Below are 24,298 nucleotides of genomic sequence, written 5' to 3' on the forward strand. Positions count from 1 at the left end.
ACCAAAAAATAAAACATTCTTGGTATCAACAAACTAGGCACACTATTGAGTTGACAAACAACAAACCACTCTTCCCGCCCTGCGGGCCGGAAGTCGGTTGCGATCTGCAAGCTTAGGTGAGATTGGAACGGCGGGTCAAATCCAGGTGAACTCTCAGTTCCTCTTGGTCTGTCGCCATGCAATCTCTTGCTTGCGGGGACCAACCTTACCACGTCGTCGGCGTCTTGCAACACCGTCTGATCGTCCGGGTTGGATCCCTGTTCACCGCTTCTCGGTTCCTTTCTCGGGAACCTCGCCGCGGCGACTTGGTAGACATTACACACTCGCGAGGGGAACGACAAACCCGCGGTACGAACCTGTCGGTTCGCGCCGCGGGTCTGGTCGAGTGAGGCTACTTATCGGTTCTTGCCGCCTGTGATGCCGGCTTGAAGTAGAGCACTGCCAGCGGAGGCACCGTCATCTCGGCGGATGCGGGCTTGCCGTTGTAAGCACCCTCGGTAGCGGTGATCTTGCCCAGGTTCCCTACGCCCGATCCTCCGAAGAGCTCGGAATCCGTGTTGAGAACCTCGTCCCATTCACCGGCCCAGGGCATACCCACGCGGAAGTTCTCGTGCGGGTTGCCCGCGAAGTTGGCAATACAGACCAGCGGATTGCCCTGATCATCCCATCGCGTGAATGACAGTGTGTTCCGCCCCGCGTCATTGGCATCGATCCATTCGAAGCCCGAGGGATCGTTATCGCGAACATAGAGCGCCGGGGTACCCCGGTAGATCTCGTTGAGGTTCTTCACAAGTTCCTGCACTCCATGGTGCGGAGGGGTCTCCGACAGCCACCAGTCCAGACCGTGTTCCTGCGACCATTCCGATTCCTGGGCGTACTCGGTACCCATGAAGATCAGCTGCTTGCCCGGGTGGGCCCACATGTATGCCAAGTAGGCACGCACATTGGCCAGCTGCTGCCACCGGTCCCCCGGCATCTTGCGCAGCAAAGAACCCTTGCCGTACACGACCTCGTCGTGCGAAATAGGCAGGATGAAGTTCTCGGAGTAGGCGTAGACCATCGAGAACGTGGCCTTGTTGTGGTGGTAATGGCGGTTGAACGGGTCCTCGGCCATGTATTCCAGGCTGTCGTGCATCCAGCCCATGTTCCACTTGATGCCGAACCCGAGACCGCCGGCTTCGGTGGGCTTGGTGACACCGGGGAACGAAGTGGACTCCTCGGCAATCATCACGATGCCCGGGCTGCGGCGGTAGGCCGTGGCATTGGCTTCCTGGAGGAATGCGATGGCCTCAAGGTTCTCGCGGCCGCCGTACTTATTCGGTTCCCACTCGCCGTCGTTGCGGGAGTAGTCCAGGTAGAGCATGGAGGCCACGGCATCCACGCGCATACCGTCGATGTGGTATTCCTCGAGCCAGTAATTGGCGTTGGCCACGAGGAAGTTACGCACCTCGGAACGGCCGTAATCGAAGATCAGCGTGCCCCAGTCCTTGTGCTCGCCGCGGCGGGGATCCGAGTGCTCGTAGAGCGGCTCGCCGTCGAAGTTGGCCAGTGCCCATTCGTCCTTGGGGAAGTGCCCCGGAACCCAGTCCACGAGCACGCCGATGCCCGCCTGGTGCAACTGGTCCACCAGGTAACGGAACTCGTCCGGTGACCCGAATCGGGAGGACGGCGCGTAGTAGGAAGTGACCTGGTACCCCCAGGAACCACCGAAGGGGTGCTCCGCCACGGGCATGAGCTCGACGTGAGTGAAACCCTGCCACGTGAGGTACTCAACCAGTTCACGTGCGAGATCCACGTAGTCCAGGCCCTTGCGCCATGAACCGATGTGCAGTTCGTAGACACTCATCGGGGCGTTGTGCGGGTCGGTTTGCGCGCGCTTGGCCATCCACTCGGAGTCCTGGAACTCGTAGTTCGACTCAAAGACCCGGGACGCAGTGGACGGGGGAACCTCGGTTCCGAAGGCCATGGGGTCGGCCTTATCCCGCCAGGAACCGTCACGGCCCTGAACACGGAACTTGTAGGTGTCGCCGGAACCCATGTCTGGAATGAACAGCTCCCAGATGCCGCTGGAACCCAGCGAGCGCATGGCATGCTCCGAGCCATCCCAACCGTTGAAATCACCGATCACACGAACGGCGCGCGCGTTGGGGGCCCACACCGCAAAGCTCACGCCCTGGATATCGCCCATGGCAGAGGGATAACGATGAACGTGGGCACCGAGCGCAGTCCACAGCGTTTCGTGACGGCCTTCACCGATCAGGTGCAGATCCAGTTCACCCAGGGTCGGGGCAAAGCGGTACGGATCGTCGAGGACCTGCGGTTCTTGCCCGCTGTAGGTCACCTCGACACGATAATCCGGGATCCGGCCCTTCTCGTGGCTGGGAACAACTCCCGAGAAAATGCCGCCCCATTCGTGTTCGAGCGGGTACAGGCCGTCCACCGTGCGTACCGACACTTCGGTTGCGAATCGACGCAGCGTGCGAATGGTGACCGTTCCGTCCCCGTTCGGGTGGGCGCCGAGCACCGAGTGGGGGTCGTGGTAGCGGCCTTCCGCCACTGCGGCCAGGATCTCCTCGGAGACGGGCTCGGGCCTGCCCTGGGCGGACTGCCCTGCGTCATTCTCCGAATTCTGAGACTTCTCCGCAGGCATGGGCTGCTGTTTCCCCGTGGGTGCCGGCTCACTCGAGGTAACCGGAGTTTGCTGGGGATCCTGCTCTCGCTCGGTACTCACTACTTCCTCAGTTCTGAAGGTGTCGTTGGAGTTCGGTTGATCGTCCGTCGTTTCAGTCACGGTACGGGAGCTTGCCGTTCTGAGCGAGCGCATGACAGCGTTCGCGGGCACATCGACCCAGTCCGGTCGATTGCGCTGCTCGTACACAACCTCGTACAAAGCCTTGTCGAGCCACAATGCCTGGAAGAGCACGGATTCGGTGTCGAGGCTCCGGCCGCTGGTCTCTTGGTAGCCGGCCAAAAACGCCGACGACGCCGCGCTGGTCCACTCCTGCGCGCCACCGGATTCTTCGCGTCCGGCCATGGCACCCGCGTAGTCCAGGGATCGCAGCATGCCCACCACATCGCGCAGGGCCACGTCTGGACGAACTCGTTCTTTGATGGGACGCAAGGGCTCACCCTCGAAATCGAGGATCTTGAAGCCGTTGTCCTTGTTGTAGAGCACCTGGCCGAGGTGGTAGTCGCCGTGGATACGTTGCAGCGGAGGCAGCTCACGCAGCTGTTCCAGCTCGTTCATGATCGATTCGAGCGTGGACTCGAACTCACTGAATCGGTCGCCGCACACGCCCCAGGCCCACCGCAGACGCCCAGAAATATCCTGCAAGAAGGCATCGCGGGCATCGTGATCCACCGTGATCGGGTCAAAAGCGTTGACCAGGTCCCCATGGACCCGCGCGGTGGTCGCGCCCAGTTCATGAGCGAGATCCGTGAAATCACCACCGCTCGTGGCACTGTTCACCGCCATTTGCCACGCGTCCTGCGCGTGGTCGACGAAGTGCGCGGCCACAGCGAGCTGGCCCGCAGTGGTCACCAGGCCTTGGCGCCACTGCGCATCGATCCACCCTGCCGTGGCGGGTACCGCGGAGGAGCCCTGCGAAGTGAGCTCCACGCCCACCTCGACATCCGGGTTCCGGCCCTCCCCCACCACTCGGAAGAACTTCACGATCACCGCGTCACCGCGCAGTGCGGGGTCTGAATCGGTCTCGGAGGGAGGCGGTGTCAAGATCACCGAGGTGTTCGACTGCTCCGAAGAGATCACCCGAACCTGGTCGGCGCTGGAAATCCGGTACTGGGTATTGAGCGCACCGGTGTATTTACCGTGCAAACCCATACCGTGGCGAAGCACACCACCCACACCCAGCTGGGTGTCCATGATGCGAAGCACGGCGTCCAGAAAAGCTGCGTCGCCTACTGCGTCGTACAGGTAGAACCTGCTGGCGTGGTCCTCGTCCAGTTCGAAGCTGGGCGAGGTCCGGGGTTCGCGAGCAGTGTCCGCTACTCCCGTTGTAGGAGTCCTCGCCGCATCTTGTTTTTGGGTGTCGGTGGGCAGGCTGGCTTGCTCCGCGGTCTCGCCCGAGCGGCGTCGTTCCCAGAACGAACCCGCCTGCTGGACCGCGCGCCGCAGGAAAGAGGCGGAGGCGTCCACGCCCGCCACGATCTGCTCGGGCAGCGCGCGGTTGGGGCCGCCGCCCTGGTAGGAACCGATCAGGTAGCGCTCGTATTCGGCCAGGGGCTCCGTGGTGCGGACCACCGGCACATTCAACAGCTCGGTGCGATCACCCACCGTGGCCTGTACCAGGTACACCATGCGATCCCGCACAACGGAATCCGGCTCCTCCGGATCGAGGTCCAGCTGCACACGACCCGCGACATTGACTTTGATCTCTTCCGCGGTGGCTGTGAACGGGAACCAACGTTGCCGCGGCAGCCAGTCACGCAACCGGTCCAAAACCTGTTGATCCGTCATTCTGTGTTCTCCGCTTCCCTCACATACGTATTCGTGGAGTGCCTCGCTGGTCAGTCGTTACGCGCGGGCTTGATGATGGGCATTGCAATCGTCTCCGGGTGTGCTCCGTCCGCGGTCGGCGCGCTGCGCAAGCGCAACCAGAAGAAGTCCTGCGACCCAAGAGTGATGCGGTAATGACCGGACTCGTCGAACTCACCGAAAGGTTCGCCACCGAACAGTTCGCGAGTGCCACGGCCCGCGTACTCGGGCAGTGTGAGTGAACAACTGGCCGGCACGTGGGAGAGGTTGAAGATACACAGCAAGGTCTCACCGTGTTCGTCATCCGCATCGCGGGGATCCAGTCGGCGCAGGAACGCGAGCACCGACTCGTGATCGGTATCCACGTTTGCGTAATCACCCATACCGAAAGCCGGGTGGGCCTTGCGCACCATGAGCATTTGGCGAATCCAGTGCAACAGCGACGAAGACGACGCCAACTGGGTCTCCACGTTGGTCTGCGAGTAGTTGTACACCAGTGACTGGATCACGGGCAGGTACAGCTTGCCCGGATCAGCGGTGGAGAACCCTGCGTTTCGGTCGGGAGTCCACTGCATGGGGGTACGGGAGGCATCGCGGTCGTCCAACCAGATGTTGTCGCCCATACCGATCTCGTCACCGTAGTAAAGGAACGGCGAGCCGGGCAGCGACAGCAAGAGCGCGTGCGCCAGTTCGAGCTCGGCGCGAGAATTGTCGAGCAAGGGGGCCAAGCGGCGTCGGATACCGATGTTCGCACGCATGCGGGAATCCGGGGCGTACCAGCCGAGCATGGCCTGGCGCTCTTCACTGGTGACCATTTCCAAGGTCAACTCATCGTGGTTGCGCAAGAAGGTGCCCCACTGCGTTCCCGTGGGAATCGCCGGCGTGTTCTCCATGGTCGAGACAATGGGCTCCGCCTTCTGGTCACGCAGCGCATAGTAGATCCGCGGCATGATCGGGAAGTGGAAGCACATGTGGCACTCGGGTGAGGTTTCGGTGCCGAAGTACTCCACCACCTCGTGGGGCATCTGGTTGGCCTCGGCAATGATCACACGACCGGGGTAGAGCTCATCCACCATGGTGCGCAGATTGACCAGGAAGTCGTGAGTGCCCGGCAAGTTCTCGCAGTTGGTGCCTTCCTCCTCGATCAGGTAGGGGATGGCGTCCGCGCGGAACCCGTCAATGCCCATGTCCAACCAGAACTTGACCACGTCGAACACGGCCTCGACAACCTTGGGGTTCTCGAAGTTGAGGTCGGGCTGGTGCGAGAAGAATCGATGCCAGAAGAACTGGCGACGAACGGGGTCGAAGGTCCAGTTGGACTCCTCGGTGTCCACGAAGATGATGCGCGCGTCCTGATACTTCTCATCAGTGTCCGACCACACGTAGAAATCTCCGAAAGGACCCTCAGGATCCTCACGTGAAGCCTGGAACCACGGATGCTGATCAGAGGTGTGGTTCAGCGGGAGGTCGGTGATCACGCGCAGACCGCGGGCGTGGGCCTCCGCCACAAGCCGCTTGAAGTCGCTGACAGTACCGAACTCGTCCAGCACGGAGTAGTAATCCGAGATGTCATAGCCACCGTCTCGCAACGGGGACTCGTAGAACGGCGGAATCCACAGGCAGTCGATCCCCAGCCACTGCAGATAATCCAGTTTGTCGATCAGCCCGGAGAAATCACCGGAGCCATCGCCGTTGGCGTCGGAGAATGCCCGCACCAGAACTTCATAGAAGACGGCTTTGCGGAACCAGTCCGGATCGTGCGAGATACCCGGCGCATTGAGGTGGAAGGGTGTGCTGGTCATGATCGGTTGCTGTGGCCTCTCGAAGAAATCGACGTGGAAACAGTGGTGGTGCGAGTCATGCTCGCACCACCACCGGGATCACTTCACGTCGCGTCGAATGTGCAGGATGTGCGCCGGTTCAATGTATGGATCCAAGCGGACGTAGTTGTGGGTACCCCACTTCCAGCTGTCACCGGAAATCAAATCATCCACCCAGAACGAACCGTCCTCGTTGAAATCATGATCACCCAGGTTCAACGAATCCAGGTCCAACCAGACCGTGGCTTCGCGCGTGGCGTGCGTATCGGTATTGATCACCACGATCACGGTGTCCTTAACCTCTTGACCGTTGTGTTCCACGGTCTTGGTCTTGGAGTAGGCCACGATCGCGGAATCGCTCGTGGACTGCACGGTGAGATTCTGCAGGTCGCCCAGAGCCGGGTGGTCCTTTCGGATCTCGTTGAGCCTGGTGATGTAGGGCGCCAAGGACTCCCCCCGCTTGACCGCGCCCTCGAAATCACGGGGACGCAGCTCGTACTTCTCGTTGTCCATGTATTCTTCGGCACCCGGGCGGGCAACGTGCTCGAACAGCTCGTATCCCGCGTACACGCCCCACAGCGGAGAAGCGGTCGAGGCGAGAGCCGCACGTACCTTGAACGCAGCCGGGCCGCCGAACTGCAAGTATTCGGTCAGGATGTCCGGAGTGTTCACAAAGAAGTTGGGACGGTACGCGGACGAGGTCTCGTGTGAAATTTCTTCCAGGTACTCTTCGATCTCTTCCTTGGTGTTGCGCCAGGTGAAATACGAGTAGGACTGCTGGAAGCCGGCCTTGGCCAGACCCTGCATCATGGCCGGACGGGTGAACGCCTCGGCCAGGAACACGGTGTCCGGGTGCTCTTCTCGCACGCGTGCGATGAGCCATTCCCAGAACCACAGAGGCTTGGTGTGCGGATTGTCCACGCGGAAAATATCCACGCCGTGGCTGATCCACAGTTTCACCACGCGCAGTACCTCGTGCGCTAGACCCTGCGGATCGTTGTCGAAGTTCAGGGGGTAGATGTCCTGGTACTTCTTGGGCGGGTTCTCCGCGTAGGCGATGGTGCCGTCCGCGCGAGTGGTGAACCACTGCGGGTGTTCCTTGACCCACGGGTGGTCGGGGGACGCCTGCAGGGCAAGGTCCAGAGCTACTTCAAGACCCAACTCGTGAGCATGGGCCACGAAGTTATCGAAATCCTCGAAGGTACCGAGGTCGGGGTGGATCGCGTCATGGCCACCCTCGGGCGAGCCGATGGCCCACGGTGATCCCGGATCCTGAGGGCCGGCCTCGAGCGAGTTGTTGGGGCCCTTGCGGTGATCCCGGCCGATCGGGTGGATCGGCGGCAGGTATGCGACGTCGAAACCCATGGCCGCGGCACGATCAAGCGCCTTGACCGCGGACCTGAAGTTGCCGGAAACCCACTGACCCGCTTCCGCGTCCCACGTGGCACCTTCGGAACGCGGGAAGAATTCGTACCAGGACCCGCGCCCGGCAGCTTCGCGTTCAACCTCAATGGGGTACCGCTGAGAGGAACTCAACAAGTCACGCAGCGGGCGCTCAGCCACGTAGGACTTGACCTCGTCCGAGGTGCCAGCTGCCAGCCGGTCCTCCACGGACAGGCTCGTATCTGCCATGCGCGCGGCGGCATTCTCGAAGGCGCGCGCTTCTTCCGAAGAACGTGAGGACTCCTTGGATGCCGCTTCGAAGAGAAGCTGGCCTTCCTTGAACATGAGCTCCACGTCCTGGCCGACACCGATTTTGATTTCGGCGGCGTGCAGCCACGTGTCGTACAGGTCCGACCAGCCCTCGATCGCGAAGCTCCACGTACCTTCGGACCGCGGGCGGAGCAGTGCATGAAAAGTGTCGGTGCCGGGTGCGCCCGGAGTCATGGTGACGCGCTGGTCCTCACGACCCTGCGGGTCGTACAGAACGGCGCTGGCGCCCAGGGAGTCGTGGCCTTCGCGGAACACGGTGGCAGAAACCTGGATGTCTTCACCGGGGATAGCGGTGGCGGGAAACCGTCCGCACTCGACCACGGGGCTGACATCGGTGATGGGAATGCGACCGTAGACCAGGTCGGCAGAGGGGAATTCCGATGAGTCACCGGAGTCCGCTTCACTTCCCAGTTCCGCGGTGCCGTGCTGTTCCGCGGGTTCGCGGTCCACCACATCGTCGTCTTCCAGGAGGTCAACTCCCGGTGAATCGTTCGGCTGCTCTACACCCGAGTCTTCCGATTGATGCGAGCGCTGGAACGACGGCGACACGTCCGGGACTCCCGTGGCGGGGACCGGTGCATTCAGGCGGCTACCGACATCAGGCTGGGCGGACCCGGCCTGAGGTGTAGGTTCCTGCGGGTCGTTGCTGCGTGCGTGATGGCCAGTGGGCTGAGGATTCTGCTGCGACACGGAACTAACGTTAGCGACAATCGGCCCGATTCTTAAGGCCGGCCACTCTTCTGACGTCACGGAAGTGTCCTAATCGGACTATGAAGAAGGGATGGCCCGCGTCCCGGTAGGCTCGCACGTGTGAAGGCCATACGTAGATTCACCGTCCGAACTGTCCTGCCAGAATCCATTGCACCCCTTAGCCGGTTGGCCAAGAACTTGCGATGGTCATGGCACAAGCCCACTGAAGATCTGTTTGCGCAGCTCAACCCGCGTGCCTGGGAAAACGTCCACGGTGACCCCGTGAAACTTTTGGGTTCCCTGACGCGTGAAGAAATCCAGCAGATCGCCGAAGATCCCGAGACCGTCAAGCAGATCGAAGTCCTCGATGCCGATCTGACCAGTTACCTGACCCAACCCCAGTGGTATCAGCGCACCCAAACCGACGACGCGCCCGCCGCCATTGCCTATTTCTCCGCCGAGTACGGCATCACCTCGGTGCTTCCCCAGTACTCGGGCGGTCTGGGCATCCTGGCCGGCGACCACCTCAAGACCGCATCCGACATGGGGATTCCCGTGGTGGGCGTCGGTTTGCTGTACCAGGCCGGTTACTTCAAGCAGTCGCTGTCCCAAGACGGTTGGCAGCAGGAGACCTACCCCGTACTCGATCCCGACGAAATGCCGTTGACCTTGCTGCGCGAGCAGGACGGCACCCCGGCGCGCATTTCGCTGCCCCTACCTAATTCCCGTTCGCTGTCCGCCCAGATCTGGCGCGCAGACGTGGGCCGCGTCCCGCTGCTGCTGCTGGATTCCAATATTCCCGAGAACGACGAGCACGCCCGGAACGTCACCGACCGCCTCTACGGCGGCGGAAGTGATCACCGCTTGCAGCAGGAGCTGCTCCTGGGCATGGGCGGTATCCGAGCGCTGCGCGCGTACTCCCGCATCACCGGAGCCCCCGCTCCCGAGGTGTTCCACTGCAACGAAGGACACGCTGGTTTCCTGGGTGTCGAACGCATCCAGGAACTGATGAACCCGCAGGACGGTTCCGAACCCATGACGTGGAACGAGGCCCTCACGGCCGTTCGTTCCGCCACGGTGTTCACGACCCACACCCCTGTGCCGGCGGGTATCGATCGTTTCGATCGTGCTCAGGTGGAGTACTTCGTCAATGCGGGTCTGACCCCCGCGGTGCCCACGTCCCACATCCTGGAGTTGGGCGCGGAGAACTACGAGGGCGGTGACCCCAGCAAGTTCAACATGGCGGTCATGGGCCTGCGTCTGGCTCAGCGCGCCAACGGCGTGGCCAAGCTGCACGGCGTGGTCTCCCGCGGCATGTTCCAGGGGCTGTGGTCCGGTTTCGACACTGAAGAAGTCCCGATCACCTCGGTCACCAATGGCGTGCACACGCCGTCATGGATCGACCCCGCCATGCGAGCCCTCGCGGTCGACCCGCAGGAGAACGATCAGGACCCCGCCTCACGCTGGCGCAAGGTCTACCAGGCCAGCGACAAGGACCTGTGGCAGGTTCGCCGCGATCTGCGCGAGCGCCTGGTGCACGACGTTCGACGTCGCCTGCGGGCTTCCTGGAAGAAGCGCGGCGCCGCCGACGCGGAGCTGGCGTGGACGGACTCCGTGTTGGACCCGGATGTGCTGACCATCGGGTTCGCACGCCGCGTGCCCACTTATAAGCGCTTGACCCTCATGCTGCGCGACCCCGCGCGTCTGAAGAAGCTGCTGCTCGATCCGGACAACCCCATTCAGTTGGTTGTGGCGGGTAAATCCCACCCCGCCGATGAAATGGGCAAGCGCATGATCCAGGATCTGGTGCGCTTCACGGACGATCCCGAGGTTCGCCACCGCATAGTGTTCCTCCCCAATTACGACATCGCCATGGCACGGGTGCTGTTCCCGGGCTGTGACGTGTGGCTGAACAATCCGCTCCGTCCGCTTGAGGCGTGCGGCACGTCCGGCATGAAGGCCGCCATGAACGGTGGCCTGAACCTGTCGGTGTTGGACGGCTGGTGGGACGAGATGTACGACGGCCAGAACGGCTGGGCGATCCCCACCGCCGACAACAAGGCCAGCACGGATGAACGCGACGATGTTGAGGCCGCTGCCCTCTACGAGCTGATTGAGAATCACGTGGCACCGCGTTTCTACGGTGAGTCCACGGATGATCCGGAAATCACCTCGGACGAGATTCCGCACCAGTGGCTCGCCATGGTCAAGCACACGCTCGCCACCTTGGGCCCCAATGTGTCGGCTCGCCGAATGCTGACCGACTACGTGCAGAAGCTGTACGTGCCGGCGTGCGTGTCCGGGCGCCGCTCACTCGCGGAGAACGGCAAGGTGGCCCGTTCCACCTCGCGCTGGATTGAACGGGTGCGCCAGGCGTGGCCTCAGGTGCACGTGGAACACGTGGATGCCGAAGGTGTGCTGCAGGAACCGCAGATCGGCGATGAGCTGACCATCAATGCCTACGTCAATCTGGGGTCGCTGAACCCGCAGGATGTCAAGGTGCAGGTGGGCTTCGGTCATGTTTCCGAATCGGATCACATTCACGAGCGCAACTACGCATATCTGGATCGGGGGACCGAGCTGGGCAACGGCCGGTTCCTGTTCAGCGGAGCCATGACCATCGACCGCTCCGGTCCCTTCGGTTACACGGTGCGCGTGCTGCCCTCCAATGAGGAACTCGCGGGCCCGGCCGAGCTGGGCCTGGTGCGTAACGCCGCCTAGCGCGAGCGCCGCCGTCGAACGGCTAGGAAAGGGTCGCGGGCGCGGCACCCGGTAATGGGTGCCGCGCCCGCGGTCTTTCGTCCTCAGCTCGACTCACAGGCTGCCACCAACGAGTGGTTATGCGTCGCTCGGTGACACCGGCGTAGTAACCAAGCGGAACGGTCAGGCGAGCGAGAACATCACAATGCTTTGCGCCGGAACCCGGCACTCGTCACCGCTGGTGAATGTGGAACCCCCACGTTCATCAAGCTCGAAGTCGGTGGCGAGCACGAGCTCGTAAGACCCCCGAATGGCCGGATATCCCGTGGCACATTGTGCCTGGGTGAGCAGTTCCTCGAGGCCCGGCAGTGTCACAGTGACCGGGTCGTTGGAGCCATTGATGACAAAGGTCCCCACCAGTTCGCCACCGCACGAACCGAGCACCACCTGCACGACCCTGGAGCCGTCCGATTGCCAGAGCTCGGGGGTCATGGGGAGCCCATCGGGTCCGTACCAGTGCAGCAGGACGTCTTCGGGCCGGGCTGGGAAGTGGCTCGGCTGGCTTGCCAGAAACGTTTTACGAATGGCGATCAGCCGCTTGGTGGTTTTGAGCATGGAACGCCGCCACGGGGTGAGCTTCCAATCAACCCACGAAATGCCGTTGTCCTGGCAGTACGCATTGTTGTTACCGCCCTGGCTGCGGAGCAGTTCGTCCCCTGCGGTGATCATGGGGACGCCCTGCGACAGCAACAATGTGGCCATCATGTTCCGTACGGTCTTGGCACGGGCCGTCCTGCGCGCAACATTGTGCGAGACGCCTTCTTCACCGTGGTTCCAGGAGTGGTTGTCGTTGGTGCCGTCAGCGTTGTTCTCCAGGTTGGCCTGGTTGTGTTTACCGTCGTAGGCCGTGAGGTCGTACATGGTGAAACCGTCGTGTGCGGTCACGAAGTTCACGGAAGCCAGCGTGGTGCGCCCCTCCGGAGCAAACATGTCCGCCGAGCCGGAGATGACCCCCGCAAGGCGAGCGGCATTGCCACCACCGCCCCCGCGTGCCATGGTCCGCTGCCCTGACAGCCAGAAGTTCCGCACGGTGTCCCGGTAGGTGTCGTTCCAGTCCGCCCATCCGCTCGGGAAGCGACCTGTCTGCCATCCCCCGGCTCCCACGTCCCATGGTTCCGAAATCATGCGCACGCCTTGCAGCACAGGGTCCGCAGCGACGGCCACGAAGAACGGGTGGTTGCGAGTGAAGTGATGGTTCTCATCCCGCCCGAGTTCCGGCGCGAGATCGAAGCGGAACCCGTCCACATGGCATTCCGTGACCCAGTAGCGCAGTGAGTCCAACGCCATGCGAACCACCTGCGGGTCCGCGAAATTCACGGAGTTCCCGCAACCGGTCACGTCCACGTAATTGCCGTGGACGTCATGGCGGTAGTACTGCCGGTCTCCCAGGCCGCGCCAACTATAAGCGGGCTCTTCGCTCCCGCCCTCGGCAGTGTGGTTGTAAACCACGTCCAAGAAGACCTGGATCCCGGCACCGTGCAGGGCATCAACGGCTTGCTTGAACTCATTGAGCACGGCTGTGGGTCCTGCGTCTTGCGCCGCACGCGTGGCGTAACCCATGTGGGGGCTGAAGAAGCTGAGGGTGTTGTACCCCCAATAATTGCTGAGCCCGTTCTTGGTGAGATGGGGTTCGTCCAGGTGCGCGTGCACCGGCAATAGTTCGATGGCGGTGATGCCCAGCTCCTGCAGATACGCGAGAATCGCGGGGTGGGCGAGCCCGGCGTAGGTACCCCTCAAGTCCTCGGGCAGGTCCGGGTGCAGCATGGTGAGGCCTTTGACGTGGGCCTCGTAAATGATGGTGTCCCGCCACGGAATGCTGGGGCGATCATGGTCCTGCCACTCATAGTTCTGGGCAACCACTTCTGACACGTACTTTCCCCCGTAGGCATCGGGCCCGGGGTTCTTCACCCCGGCCGGAGGGCTCAGGTTGACGAGTCCTCGTCCGTAGGGGTCAAGCATGATCTGTTCCCGGGACGGATCCGGGGTGCGCTTTGCCGTGGCCGAAAAGGGTACGAAGCCGTACCGGGTGCCCTCGGGCATTGCGGGGCAGACGTCCGTGTTCAGCATGTGCGCGCGATCTACCGAACCATCGACACGCAGCGGCGGTGGCACCGTCCCGTAGTGGATCCCGTGGTTGTGGCCGTTGAGCCGGTGCCTGCGCCACATGCCGCCCGGGCGCTGATAGACGAGTTCCAGCTCACCAACACCCGGTGCGTAGACAGCCACGTTGGCGCTGCCGTCCCCGGAGCGCGAGGGATGGACCCCCAGCGGATAACTACGCGCTTGCACGACGGCGCGACACTTCGTAGAGCGTGATGCCCACAGCCATAGACGCGTTGAGCGACTCCATGGTGGAGTCAATGGGGATCGACACGATCGCATCACAATGCTCGGTGACCAGGCGCGATAATCCCTTACCTTCAGAACCGACCACCACGATGAGCGGCTCGGTGGCCAGGTTCAGTTCGGGCAGCTGGACGTCTCCCCCGCCGTCCAGACCGATCACGAAGTAACCGGCCTTCTTGCAGTTCTCGAGAGTGCGAGTCAGGTTGGTCGCCTTGCTCACGGGAACCCGTGCAGCAGCACCTGCGCTGGTCTTCCACGCGGTGGCCGTGACGGCCGCCGAGCGGCGCTCCGGAAGAATCACGCCGTCGCCGGAGAATGCCGAAACGCTGCGGATGACCGCCCCCAGGTTGCGGGGGTCGGTGATGCCGTCGAGAGCCACGAAGAGCGGCGCCTTGGACTCGGGATCCTTGGGGTCGTAACGGCGGATCACGGCCGCCGCGTGCTCGTCAGCATCGCGGTAGTCATAAGGCGGCACCTGCAACGCCACGCCCTGGTGAACCGCGTCCGATGTCAGTCGGTCCAGCTCGGAGCGGGATGCTTCCAACGTGGGGACGTTGCGCTCGGCACACATCTGAAGAATGTCCTTGACGCGGTCGTCCACCTCGATCTTGGTGGCCACGAACAACGTCTTGGCCGGCACGTTGGAACGCAGTGCCTCGAGCACCGAATTACGGCCGGTGACCAGGTCTTCCTTGATGGGACCCTTACCTGCTCGGACCGGTCGATTGTGCGAGGTCTGCTGCTTGCGGGACGCCGCCTGCTTGGCCTTGTAGGCCTTGTGGTACACGCGGTCCTCTGCCTTGGGTGTAGGCCCGCGGCCCTTCAGTGCTTTGCGGCGTTGTCCGCCACTGCCCACGACGGGACCTTTCTTGTTCTTACGAACGGCTCCGGGTCGATTGTATTGGGCCATGGATGTCTACTCCGTGTCTCTCACGGGTGTACGGCGCTCTCGCCGCCCCGGGGTGGTCAGCGATCTAAGTGTCAGTTTAGGGCAGTGGCCGGCTCAGACCGACCACGCGGATCCCTGGGCGCCATCCTTCACGACCACACCGGCGTCCGCGAGCTGATCGCGAATCTGGTCGGCCAGCGCCCAATTCTTATCCGCCCGCGCCTGCGCTCGCTGATCCAACAGCTGGTGCACGAGCGAGTCCAGAGCTTGATGCTCGGCGCCTCCCCCGGCTCCCGCGCCGTCCAGGTTCATGAGTTGCCGCAGACCGAGCACCTCGGACATGGCCGCGACGGCGCGAACCGGCGCCGCGGCGTCGTTGACAGATCCCGAAGCCAAGGCACCGTTGGCAGCGCGCACCGTCTCATGAAGCACCGCAAGGCCCTGCGGGACGTTGAGGTCCTCGTCCATGACGCGTGTGAACGTCTCCGGCACGTCCTCCGGCTGCCAGTCGAGACTCAGCCCCGCGGCACGCGCGGCGACCAGGGCGGCCTCCACGCGTTCGACCGCCGACGTCGCTTCCTGCAGCGACGTGGGGCGATAATCCAGCACGGAACGGTAGTGGGCCTGCCCCAGGTAGTAGCGGACGGCCAGCGGGCGGGCTTCCGCGAGCATCTGCTCGGGTGAGACCGTATTGCCGATCGACTTGGACATCTTTTCGCCCTGATAAGTGACCAGGCCGTTGTGGAGCCAGAAGTTCGCGAACTCCTGCCCGGCCGCGGTGGACTGTGCGAGCTCGTTCTCGTGATGCGGGAAGCGCAGGTCCAGGCCGCCACCGTGAATGTCGAAGTGGGTGCCCACGTACTTGGCCGCCATGGCCGAGCATTCCAGGTGCCAGCCCGGGCGCCCCTTGCCCCAGGGAGAATCCCACGCGGCGGTCTCCGGTTCATCCACCTTGTGGCCCTTCCACAGTGCGAAGTCGCGAGGGTCACGTTTGCCGCGCGGATCGGCGTCCGGGGCGTCCTGCATGTCCTCCACCCGTTGGCGGGTCAGTTCGCCATAGCGAGGCCAGGAACGCACGTCGAAGTACACGTCCCCGGAATCATCCTGGGCGGGGTAGGCGTGGCCCTCGTCGATGAGTCTCTGGATGAGCGCGTGCATTTCGGGAATGTGGCCCGTGGCGCGCGGTTCGTAGGTGGGCGGGGCAATTCCCAGCGCGGCGTACGCGTCACCGAAGACGCGTTCAAAACGGTAAGCGAGCGCCCACCATTCTTCGCGCGGGTGATGGCCCGCGTAATCGGGGTCGAAAGACGCTGCCGAATTGACCAGGATCTTGTCGTCAATGTCGGTGACATTGCGGACCGTGGTCACCTTGTAACCGCGGAAAGCGAGCCAACGCGACAGCTGGTCGAACACGAGCGCCGACCGCACGTGTCCGATGTGCGGGGCGCCCTGAACCGTGGCACCGCAGTAGTACAGCCGGGCCTCACCCGGGTACACGGGCTGGAAGTCTTTAACGGTTGCTGAGGCGGTGTCGTAGAAGCGCAAAGTCACCCGGCCAGTCTAACGGCGCGGAACCACGAGTGCGGTCGCGATGGCGGCCAGCCCCTCGCCACGTCCGGTCAACCCGAGCGCGTCGGTGGTGGTGGCGCTCAAATGCACCCTGGCCCCCGCTGCCTTGCTGAGGACCCCGGCGGCTTCCTCGCGCCGCGGCGAGAACTTGGGCCGATTTCCGATGAGCTGCACCGAGACATTGCCGACGTCGTATCCCGCCTCCCGCACAATAGCGGCAGCTTCGCTGAGGATCCGCTCTCCGGAGGCGTCGGCCATGTCCGGGCGGTCCGTACCGAAGTGCAGGCCCAGATCGCCAATACCGGCAGCCGAGAACAACGCATCCGCCGCGGCATGAGCCACCACATCGCCGTCCGAATGACCCGTAAGGCCTCGCTCGCCCGGCCAATGCAAACCCGCGACCCACAACGGCGTGCCCTCCGGGCCAAAGGCGTGGACGTCCACTCCGACACCGGTGAGTGGAAGGGGCGGCAGTGCCGATTCGACGTGTTCATTCATGGGTTCATCATCCTTCACTCCATGGCGCCACTGGTTTCAGCGGGCGCGTTGCTCCAGAACCGCGCGGGCGGTGATCAAATCGAAAGGACGTGTGACCTTGAATGATTCCTCGTCACCCGCCACGAAGGTCACGGGGACCTCGGGGGCGAATCGTTCGATCAAGGACGCGTCATCGGTTATCCCCTCCGGGTCCTCGGCACGGTCCAGTGCCGCGAGTGCACCATGCTGGTCGCGTTCCAGCAGACCGGCACGCAGGTTCACGTCCACCAACAACCGAGCTTCGAAGCCCTGAGGGGTCTGCACCGCACGCAGTCCCGACCGATCCACGGTGCCTGTGCTGTGCCCCTGTGCATCCACGCCGCGCACCGTGTCGTTGACGGGCAGTACGGGAATTACGGCGCGTTCGCCCGACTCCAGGGCGGCAGCCACCGACGCGGTGACCCGCCCTGGGACCAGGAGCCGAGCGGCGTCGTGCACCAGCACGAAACGTGCCGAAGAATCCAATGCGGCCAACCCACACGCGACCGATTGCGCGCGGGTCGCTCCGCCGGTCACCGCGCGGGCACCGTGAGCGGCGGCAACGGCGCTCAGTTCGGTGTCCCCGGCGGGAACGGTGACGATGATCCGGGCCGTGGGCAATGCGTCGGCCACGGACTCGAGTGCGATGTCCAGGATGGGACGACCGGCCACCGGAACCAGTGCCTTGGGCATTCCGTAGCCCAGACGAGTTCCCGAACCGGCGGCCACCACAATGACTGCGAGCCCGTCCTGAACGGACGGGCTCGCAGAAGAAGTACTGAATGTCATACGAGTGGGAACAACTCTGAAATCAATCAGCCAGGATGTCGTCGAGGCGCTTCTCGGCTTCTTCCTCGTCGATTTCCTTGGCCAGAGCAAGCTCCGACGTGAGGATCTGACGGGCCTTGGCCAACATGCGCTTCTCGCCGGCCGAGAGTCCACGGCCCTGATCGCGACGCCACAGGTCACGGACGACCTCGGCTACCTTGAGAACGTCGCCGGAAGCCAGCTTCTCCAGGTTTGCCTTGTAGCGGCGGGACCAGTTGGACGCCTCTTCAGCATCCTTGGCCTGCAGAACGGAGATGACTTCCTTGAGTCCCTCCTCGTCAACGACGTCTCGCACTCCCACGAGGTCCACGTTGTCAGCGGGCACCTCGATCATCAGATCGCCCTGCGTGACCTTCAGACGCAGATACATTTTCTCTTCGCCCTTGATGGTGCGCGTCTTGATCTCTTCGATCGTTGCGGCACCGTGGTGGGGGTAGACAACCGTCTCGCCAACCTCAAAAACCATGTACACAAACCCCTTTCAGCCTCTCAATTCTACCACGGTGTATGATTCGCCGCGTTCGGCCGCGCTCCCCCGCAATTCCGCGCAAAACCGCCGCGCGTGCGTCATTCGGCCACCCCCGTCTCGCCCGTCCCCGCACGCACTCCGAGGACGACGGCGCGAACGTGTCACCAGCCGCGGATGCAGACGTTGCGTCGCCAAAACGCTAGACTTGCCGCAGATATTCGACACACCGTCTTAGAGCCCGAGGAGTTCGTGCCGTGAAGAACGCCGCCCGCAAGAAGCTGCAGCACTTTGGTTTGGGTGCTGCTGCGGCCGCTGCATTGTTGACCGCTACCGGTTGCGGGTACGTGAGCCCTCAGGCCACCGCCGATGAATACGCCCCCTCTGACGGCATCCAGGCCGAATTGGGTGACGTGTCGGTGCGCAACTTGATGATTCTCGCCGAAGATGAGAACTCCGAGGGCCGTGTGATCGGCACCGTGATCAATGACAGTGCCGAACCCGCCACCTTGACCATCGACGCTGACGGAGCAACGGCAGAGGTCGAGGTTCCCGCCAACGACCAGGTGATGCTGGAGAAGGCAGAGCCCGTCACCATTGATCAGGCCGGCGCCATGCCAGGTCTGATGGTCGAAACCGAACTCGAGGCGGACGGCCAGTCCTCCACCCAGTCAGTACCCGTGCTGGACCACACTTACCCGCGCTACGCATCGCTGATGCCCGGTGGCGCACCGTCCACCCCGGCGAACCCCTCCAACACCCCCAAGGCGGAGTCCGAAGAGGGCGGTCACTGACCGAGCTGAACTCCTGAATAAGTTGAGGGCCGCATCCCCGTGGGATGCGGCCCTCAACTTATGTGTTGCGGCGGGTACGAGCCCGGTCAGGCCTCGAACTTGTAGCCCAGACCCCGCACCGTCACGATGTGCCGGGGTTGCGAAGGATCCGGTTCCACCTTGGACCGCAGTCGCTTGATGTGCACGTCCAAGGTCTTGGTATCGCCCACATAGTCCGATCCCCAGACGCGATCGATGAGCTGCCCGCGCGTGAGCACTCGGCCCGCATTGCGCAGCAACATCTCCAGAAGTTCGAACTCCTTGAGTGGCATGGTCACTGCTTCTCCCGCGACACTGACCACGTGACGCTCCACGTCCATGCGGACCGGGCCGGCGGCCACGGTAGCCGTGATGAGTTCTTCGGGTTCCGCCCGGCGGCGGAGCACGGCACGAATCCGGGCCACGAGTTCGCGAGCCGAATACGGTTTGGTCACGTAGTCGTCCGCGCCCAGTTCGAGTCCCAGGACCTTGTCGATCTCCGCGTCCTTGGCGGTCAACATGATGATCGGAACGGTCGATTGCTGACGGATCTGCTTGCAGACTTCCGTTCCCGACTGCCCGGGCAACATCAGATCAAGGAGTACGAGAGCCGCCCCCGCCCGTTCGAACTCGCTGACCGCGGACAGGCCATCGGCCACCACGGTTACTTCAAAGCCTTCTTTGCCCAGCAGATAGGCCAGGGGATCGCTGAGAGACTCTTCGTCCTCGACCATCAGAATGCGCGTCACTTACGCTCCTCCTCTAGGTGCATACGTTCATTGGTGGAGGCGGCCACCGGGCCGTTGTGCTCGTCCAGGTCCTCCGCCTGGGGAATGACCAGGGTGAAGGTGGATCCTCGCCCGGACTGGGACCACACGGATACTTCTCCCCCGTGCTGGGCCATCACATGTTTGACGATGCTCAATCCCAGTCCCGTGCCTCCGGTCTGTCGCGAGCGGGCGCTGTCCACTCTGTAGAAGCGCTCGAAGATTCGGTCCTGCTCCGTGTCCGGAATGCCCGGGCCTTGATCCGTGACCATGATCTGGGCCATACCGTCACGTTCACGCAAGCCCACGCCCACTCGGGTGTTCTCGGGTGAGTATCGCACCGCGTTGTCGATGAGATTGCGCGTGGCGGTGACCAACAAGTCCGGGTCCCCGTACACGGGGGTCTTGATGGTGCCGCCCACTTTGATGGCGATGCCCTTGGCCTCGGCCGTGAGACGCGTGCGATCAACCGCCTCGCCAACCACTCGGTTCAGGTCCACCACGGTGCCCTTCGACACGACGTCCGTTCCCTGCAGCCGTGAAAGCTCAATGATGTCCTGCACCAGAGCGGACAATCGCACCGCTTCCTTGTGGAGGCTCTTGGCGAAGTGACGTACCGCGTCCTGGTCCTCCGCGGCATCTTCCAGGGCTTCGGACAGCAAGCTGATCGCCCCCACCGGCGTCTTCAATTCGTGGGACACATTGGCCACGAAGTCATTGCGGATGGACTGGGCACGTACGATCTCGGTTTCATCGTCCGCGAGGAGCAAGATGTATTCCTCGGCAATGATGACCACTCGGATGTCCAGGACAAGGGCACTCTTCTCCAGCTTGCCGCGGGTGATTTCTAGGCGCTTTTCCTCGACCACTCCATTGCGTCGGGTGCGCCGGATCATGTCCAATAGCTCCGGATGGACCACGGTGTGGCCCCGAACGATCCCGTACGCGTACGCCGCCGGAGAGGCCCTGATGACGCCGTCCACCCCGTCGACCACCACGTAGGCCAGGCCGAGAGCCGCGAGAATCTCCGCTGTGCCCTCCGGCAAGGTGGGTTCCTCGACGGTCACTGCTGAACGGCGGCGTCGCTGGCTGACCCGCACGGCGATCAGTCCACTGATGCCGAGCAGGAAACCGACAAAGCCCGCAAGAAGGGCAACCGAGGTCATGCTCACTCTGCCCAGCTTAGACGGCTGGCACCGGTGGTTCGTGCGCAACCAGACGGTTCCGCGCCGGGTTCAACCAACGTTCATCTGCACATGAGTTGGCGTTCATTCTCCCCTGCCAGTGTGAGAGCGCTCGTGCGCAAGTACCGCACCCCCGCGTCTCAGCTGACGGCTGGACACCAATATCGCGTAAGCTACGTGACCAACGAATGCTCTGAACGAAAGGACGCCCTCTGTGCGCAAGGTTTTCCAGGCTGAACTTCACCAGGTAGGTGAAGAGCTGATTCAGATCGCCACTCTTGTGCAGCAGGCACTGAAGAGCTCCAAGGTCGCCTTCCTCGACGCCGACGTGCAGGTGGCCGAAGAGGTCATCTCCAACGACGCCCGAATCGACTTCCTCCAGAACGACTTGGACGAACGAGCCATCGACATCCTGGCTCTGCAGTCCCCCGTCGCGTCTGATCTGCGCATGATCGTGGGCGCCCTCCGCATGAGCGCCTCGCTCGAGCGCATGGGAGATCTGGCCCGCCATCTCGCTCAGTTGGCACGCATGCGTTTCCCGGAGCCCGTGCTCCCCGAGGCGCTGAACGACCACTTCGCAGCCATGTTCGATCTCGACCTCAAACTGCTGGAACGTGTGATCTCCGTTCTCGAAGACCGCGATATGACGGTCGCCGACGAGATCTACGCCCTCAAGTCCGAGCTGAACCAGAAACACCAGCAGGTCTTCGACATTCTGGCGGATCCCAATTGGGATTCTTCGGTCCCCACCGCCGTGGACGTCACTCTGGCGTCGCGCTACCTCGAGCGCATCGGCGATCACAGTGTTTCGGTGGCCCGCAAGGTCGCCTACCTGGTCACCGGCGACTGGGCTCCCATCTCGGAGACCCACCCGACCGGTCACGGCCATATCGGTTCCGACACGGGAGAATAAACGGCTCCCCGGTAGCGGGGCTGCGCCCACACGCACAGCCCGGAACTGCCGGAACGCGTCACGATCCAAGCAAAAGCGCCCCACCACATTCGTGGTGGGGCGCTTTTCATGCCGTATGGACCGAGGTTACTTCTTGCCCTGGTTTGCGACGGCCTTAATCGATTCGGCAGCGGCCTCGGGGTCCAGGTAGGTACCACCAACGGTCACCGGCTTGAGGTTCTGGTCCAGCTCGAAGTACAGCGGAATACCGGTGGGGATGTTCAGTCCCGCGATGTCCTCGTCCGAGATGTCGTCCAAGTGCTTGACCAGCGCGCGCAGCGAGTTACCGTGAGCGGCCACGAGCACGGTCTTACCGGACTTCAGATCCGGCACGATCTGCTCTTCCCAGTACGGCAGGAAGCGCTCGAGCACGTCCTTGAGGCATTCGGTGCGGGGCAGGTCCGCCACGTCCGCGTAGCGGGGGTCATCAGCCTGCGAGAACTCGGAGGAATCGTCCAGGGCGGGCGGCGGGGTGTCGTAGGAACGACGCCACACCATGAACTGTTCTTCACCGTACTGATCGCGTACCTGCGACTTGTCCTTGCCCTGCAGGTCGCCGTAGTGGCGTTCATTCAGGCGCCATGAACGCTTGACGGGGATCCAGTGGCGGTCGGCTGCGTCGAGTGCGATGTTGGCCGTGTTGATTGCCCGGCGCAACAGGGAGGTGTGGAGGACATCCGGTGCGAGGTCATTGTCCTTGATCAATTCACCGCCGCGCTTGGCCTCCGCTATGCCCTTCTCGGTCAGCGGCACGTCCACCCAGCCGGTGAACAGGTTCTTCTCGTTCCATTCCGACTGCCCGTGGCGCAGGAGGACGAGTTTGTACGTTGCTGAATCATTAGCCATACCCTCATTCTCCCACCCGGATCACTCGTTGGCACGCGTTATACGCATGTGTCACCGCCATGAAGCGCTCCGGCTGGAGAGACCTACCAGTAACCGGGGTTGCCGGATTCGCTGGAAACCGCGGGCTTCACATCCGCCAGGTAGACACCCGCGATGGTGGCGGCGATCAGCATCAGGATCAATGACCCCGCGCCCGGGTAACCGGTGCTGAACAACGACATCGTGGAGAACACGGCGCTCAGGACGCTCACCACAGCGGCACCGGCGGTCAACGCAAGCCAGAAGGTCTTGGTCCGTTTCCAGGCGCGCTCGAATTGCGGCGCGGAACGGCGCACGCAGTCCAGCACGGCCATGAGGCTCAGTGCGGCCACCACCAGTGTGATGGCATAGTCCAGGTAGCTGGCCAGTGCAATGGCCCAGGGGATTGATGTCACGTTGTTCAGTCTACCGATCTGCCAGTTCGTCCAGACCCGCTTTCAGGTCCTCCCACAAGTCATCCACATTCTCAATTCCCACGGACAGCCGCAACAGCGTGTCCGGCACGGTGTCCGGTTCGTCGTGGTGACGACGACGGCGCTCCACCAGGGATTCGACGCCTCCCAGAGATGTGGCCGGGGTCCACACGCTCAGGCTTTCCACGAGCGACTGGGTCGCGGCGACGTCGGCGTGCGGGACGACCGAAATGATCGAGCCGAAACCGCCGTCCATCTGCGCCGCGGCGCGCTCATGGCCGGGGTCCCCGGGAAGTCCCGGGTAACGGACTTCCGCAACGCCCGGGTGTTCGCTGAGGCGACGGGCTAGTTCCGCAGCACTGGCCATCGAACGCTCGAGCCGTACGGACAGAGTCCGCACACCGCGCAGAGCGAGCCAGGCCTCGAAGGGTCCGGGAATGGCGCCCTCGAGCGAGCGCTGTTTCTTAAGGTTCGCGCGCAATTCAGGGGTGGAGCAGACCACGGCGCCCAGAACGACGTCCGAGTGGCCGGCCAGGTACTTGGTCACCGAGTGCACCACGAGATCCGCGCCGAGTGTGAGCGGGCGCTGCAGCAACGGCGTAGCGAATGTGTTGTCCACGCACGAGAGCACTCCGGCCTCGCGGGCGGCAGCGAGAACTGCGGGCAGATCAGCAACCTCGAGCATGGGGTTGGTGGGGCTTTCCAGCCAGAGGACGTCCGCGCCCTGGATGGCGGCGATCGTGGCTTCCGTGTCTGCGACGTCCACGGTGCGCACGGCGAAAATCCCACGCTCCTCGAGACGGTGCGCCAATTGGAGGGTGCCCTGGTAACAGTGCTGCGGCATGACCAGCGTTCCGCCCACGGGGACGAGGGTCAGAACGGAAGCGACCGCGGCCATTCCGGAGGCGTAAGAAAGCGCCGGAACAGGGGCCTCCTCGAGATCGGCAAGGACCTCTTCGAACGCCTCCCACGTGGGATTGGTGAACCGCGCGTACGTGCGGTCACGATCATTCAGGTCACCGGCACCTCGGTAAGTGGAGGTGAGGACAACGGACGGGTTCACGGGAGCGTCGTGCTCGTGGGCGGGACGGCCGCCGGAGACGACCACGGTGTCTTTACGCATGCTTCCAGGGTAATGGGCGAGCACCGTGGGACTCGCACTGCACCCAGGGAGTTCAGCGAACAGCCTGTCG

General features: G+C 63.1%; 17 protein-coding genes. 3 read left to right on the forward strand and 14 right to left on the reverse strand.

Going from position 1 to position 24,298, the window contains the following annotated elements; translation table 11 throughout:
- Positions 1-391: 391 nt before the first annotated feature.
- The 3 genes from glgB to ABD283_RS11340 form a co-directional block, all read right to left on the reverse strand.
- Positions 392-4,477, reverse strand: coding sequence for a 1,4-alpha-glucan branching protein GlgB (gene glgB / locus ABD283_RS11330; protein ID WP_344225130.1), 4,086 nt, complete (start codon positions 4,475-4,477; stop codon positions 392-394).
- A gap of 50 nt (positions 4,478-4,527) precedes the next feature.
- Entirely contained in the window at positions 4,528-6,297 is a 1,770-nt protein-coding gene (treS, locus tag ABD283_RS11335) for a maltose alpha-D-glucosyltransferase (protein WP_344225131.1), read from the reverse strand.
- A gap of 78 nt (positions 6,298-6,375) precedes the next feature.
- Positions 6,376-8,439 (reverse strand): alpha-1,4-glucan--maltose-1-phosphate maltosyltransferase, encoded by a 2,064-nt coding sequence (locus tag ABD283_RS11340; protein ID WP_344225151.1) that lies wholly within the window; start codon positions 8,437-8,439, stop codon positions 6,376-6,378.
- A 399-nt stretch (positions 8,440-8,838) separates the two neighbouring features.
- On the opposite strand from ABD283_RS11340, the gene glgP reads away from it, so the two are divergent.
- The gene (glgP, locus tag ABD283_RS11345) at positions 8,839-11,439 is read left to right on the forward strand and encodes an alpha-glucan family phosphorylase (protein ID WP_344225132.1); all 2,601 of its coding nucleotides are present in this window, start codon (positions 8,839-8,841) and stop codon (positions 11,437-11,439) included.
- 162 nt (positions 11,440-11,601) lie between these two features.
- Here the strand turns inward: glgP and glgX are convergent, their stop codons facing one another.
- The 6 genes from glgX to ABD283_RS11375 form a co-directional block, all read right to left on the reverse strand.
- Complete coding sequence (gene glgX, locus ABD283_RS11350; RefSeq protein ID WP_344225133.1) at positions 11,602-13,767, reverse strand: glycogen debranching protein GlgX; 2,166 nt, start codon at positions 13,765-13,767, stop codon at positions 11,602-11,604.
- Positions 13,754-14,734 (reverse strand): 23S rRNA (guanosine(2251)-2'-O)-methyltransferase RlmB, encoded by a 981-nt coding sequence (gene rlmB, locus ABD283_RS11355; protein ID WP_344225134.1) that lies wholly within the window; start codon positions 14,732-14,734, stop codon positions 13,754-13,756. The genes glgX and rlmB overlap by 14 nt, the downstream gene beginning before the upstream one ends.
- Before the next feature lie 93 nt (positions 14,735-14,827).
- Entirely contained in the window at positions 14,828-16,264 is a 1,437-nt protein-coding gene (gene cysS / locus ABD283_RS11360) for a cysteine--tRNA ligase (RefSeq protein WP_344225135.1), read from the reverse strand.
- A 9-nt stretch (positions 16,265-16,273) separates the two neighbouring features.
- Entirely contained in the window at positions 16,274-16,780 is a 507-nt protein-coding gene (ispF, locus tag ABD283_RS11365) for a 2-C-methyl-D-erythritol 2,4-cyclodiphosphate synthase (RefSeq protein WP_344225136.1), read from the reverse strand.
- A gap of 36 nt (positions 16,781-16,816) precedes the next feature.
- Entirely contained in the window at positions 16,817-17,587 is a 771-nt protein-coding gene (locus ABD283_RS11370; protein WP_344225137.1) for an IspD/TarI family cytidylyltransferase, read from the reverse strand.
- A gap of 22 nt (positions 17,588-17,609) precedes the next feature.
- A complete protein-coding gene (locus ABD283_RS11375) occupies positions 17,610-18,092 on the reverse strand; it encodes a CarD family transcriptional regulator (RefSeq protein ID WP_190782494.1) in 483 nt (160 codons plus the stop codon).
- A gap of 257 nt (positions 18,093-18,349) precedes the next feature.
- On the opposite strand from ABD283_RS11375, the gene ABD283_RS11380 reads away from it, so the two are divergent.
- Positions 18,350-18,886 (forward strand): hypothetical protein, encoded by a 537-nt coding sequence (locus ABD283_RS11380; protein ID WP_344225138.1) that lies wholly within the window; start codon positions 18,350-18,352, stop codon positions 18,884-18,886.
- 86 nt (positions 18,887-18,972) lie between these two features.
- On the opposite strand, the gene ABD283_RS11385 is transcribed toward ABD283_RS11380, so the two are convergent.
- Together ABD283_RS11385 and ABD283_RS11390 are read right to left on the reverse strand one after the other, a co-directional pair.
- Positions 18,973-19,653: a winged helix-turn-helix domain-containing protein gene (locus ABD283_RS11385; RefSeq protein WP_344225139.1), complete on the reverse strand. Its 681-nt coding sequence runs from the start codon at positions 19,651-19,653 to the stop codon at positions 18,973-18,975.
- A complete protein-coding gene (locus ABD283_RS11390; RefSeq protein WP_344225140.1) occupies positions 19,650-20,843 on the reverse strand; it encodes a sensor histidine kinase in 1,194 nt (397 codons plus the stop codon). The genes ABD283_RS11385 and ABD283_RS11390 overlap by 4 nt, the downstream gene beginning before the upstream one ends.
- Positions 20,844-21,069: 226 nt before the next feature.
- Between ABD283_RS11390 and phoU the strand changes: the two genes are divergently transcribed.
- Positions 21,070-21,768 carry a phosphate signaling complex protein PhoU gene (phoU, locus tag ABD283_RS11395; RefSeq protein ID WP_344225141.1) on the forward strand — a complete coding sequence of 233 codons (699 nt, stop codon included), beginning with the start codon at positions 21,070-21,072 and terminating at the stop codon, positions 21,766-21,768.
- A gap of 126 nt (positions 21,769-21,894) precedes the next feature.
- On the opposite strand, the gene ABD283_RS11400 is transcribed toward phoU, so the two are convergent.
- The 3 genes from ABD283_RS11400 to ABD283_RS11410 form a co-directional block, all read right to left on the reverse strand.
- Complete coding sequence (locus ABD283_RS11400) at positions 21,895-22,653, reverse strand: phosphoglyceromutase (RefSeq protein WP_344225142.1); 759 nt, start codon at positions 22,651-22,653, stop codon at positions 21,895-21,897.
- 83 nt (positions 22,654-22,736) lie between these two features.
- On the reverse strand, positions 22,737-23,087 hold the full coding sequence (locus ABD283_RS11405; protein ID WP_344225143.1) for a DUF2516 family protein: 351 nt from the start codon (positions 23,085-23,087) through the stop codon (positions 22,737-22,739).
- A gap of 10 nt (positions 23,088-23,097) precedes the next feature.
- Positions 23,098-24,228 carry a trans-sulfuration enzyme family protein gene (locus tag ABD283_RS11410; RefSeq protein WP_344225144.1) on the reverse strand — a complete coding sequence of 377 codons (1,131 nt, stop codon included), beginning with the start codon at positions 24,226-24,228 and terminating at the stop codon, positions 23,098-23,100.
- Positions 24,229-24,298: the final 70 nt, after the last annotated feature.

Origin of the sequence: Kocuria atrinae (assembly GCF_039531425.1) — a bacterium.
GTDB lineage: Bacteria > Actinomycetota > Actinomycetes > Actinomycetales > Micrococcaceae > Kocuria > Kocuria atrinae.

Bases quoted from the DNA above. Each gene is read 5' to 3' on its own strand.
- rlmB (WP_344225134.1), bottom strand. From the start codon at position 14,734: ATGGCCCAATACAATCGACCCGGAGCCGTTCGTAAGAACAAGAAAGGT.
- ABD283_RS11400 (WP_344225142.1), bottom strand. From the start codon at position 22,653: ATGGCTAATGATTCAGCAACGTACAAACTCGTCCTCCTGCGCCACGGG.
- ABD283_RS11410 (WP_344225144.1), bottom strand. From the start codon at position 24,228: ATGCGTAAAGACACCGTGGTCGTCTCCGGCGGCCGTCCCGCCCACGAG.
- ABD283_RS11375 (WP_190782494.1), bottom strand. From the start codon at position 18,092: ATGGTTTTTGAGGTTGGCGAGACGGTTGTCTACCCCCACCACGGTGCC.
- glgB (WP_344225130.1), bottom strand. From the start codon at position 4,477: ATGACGGATCAACAGGTTTTGGACCGGTTGCGTGACTGGCTGCCGCGG.
- treS (WP_344225131.1), bottom strand. From the start codon at position 6,297: ATGACCAGCACACCCTTCCACCTCAATGCGCCGGGTATCTCGCACGAT.
- ABD283_RS11370 (WP_344225137.1), bottom strand. From the start codon at position 17,587: ATGACATTCAGTACTTCTTCTGCGAGCCCGTCCGTTCAGGACGGGCTC.
- ispF (WP_344225136.1), bottom strand. From the start codon at position 16,780: ATGAATGAACACGTCGAATCGGCACTGCCGCCCCTTCCACTCACCGGT.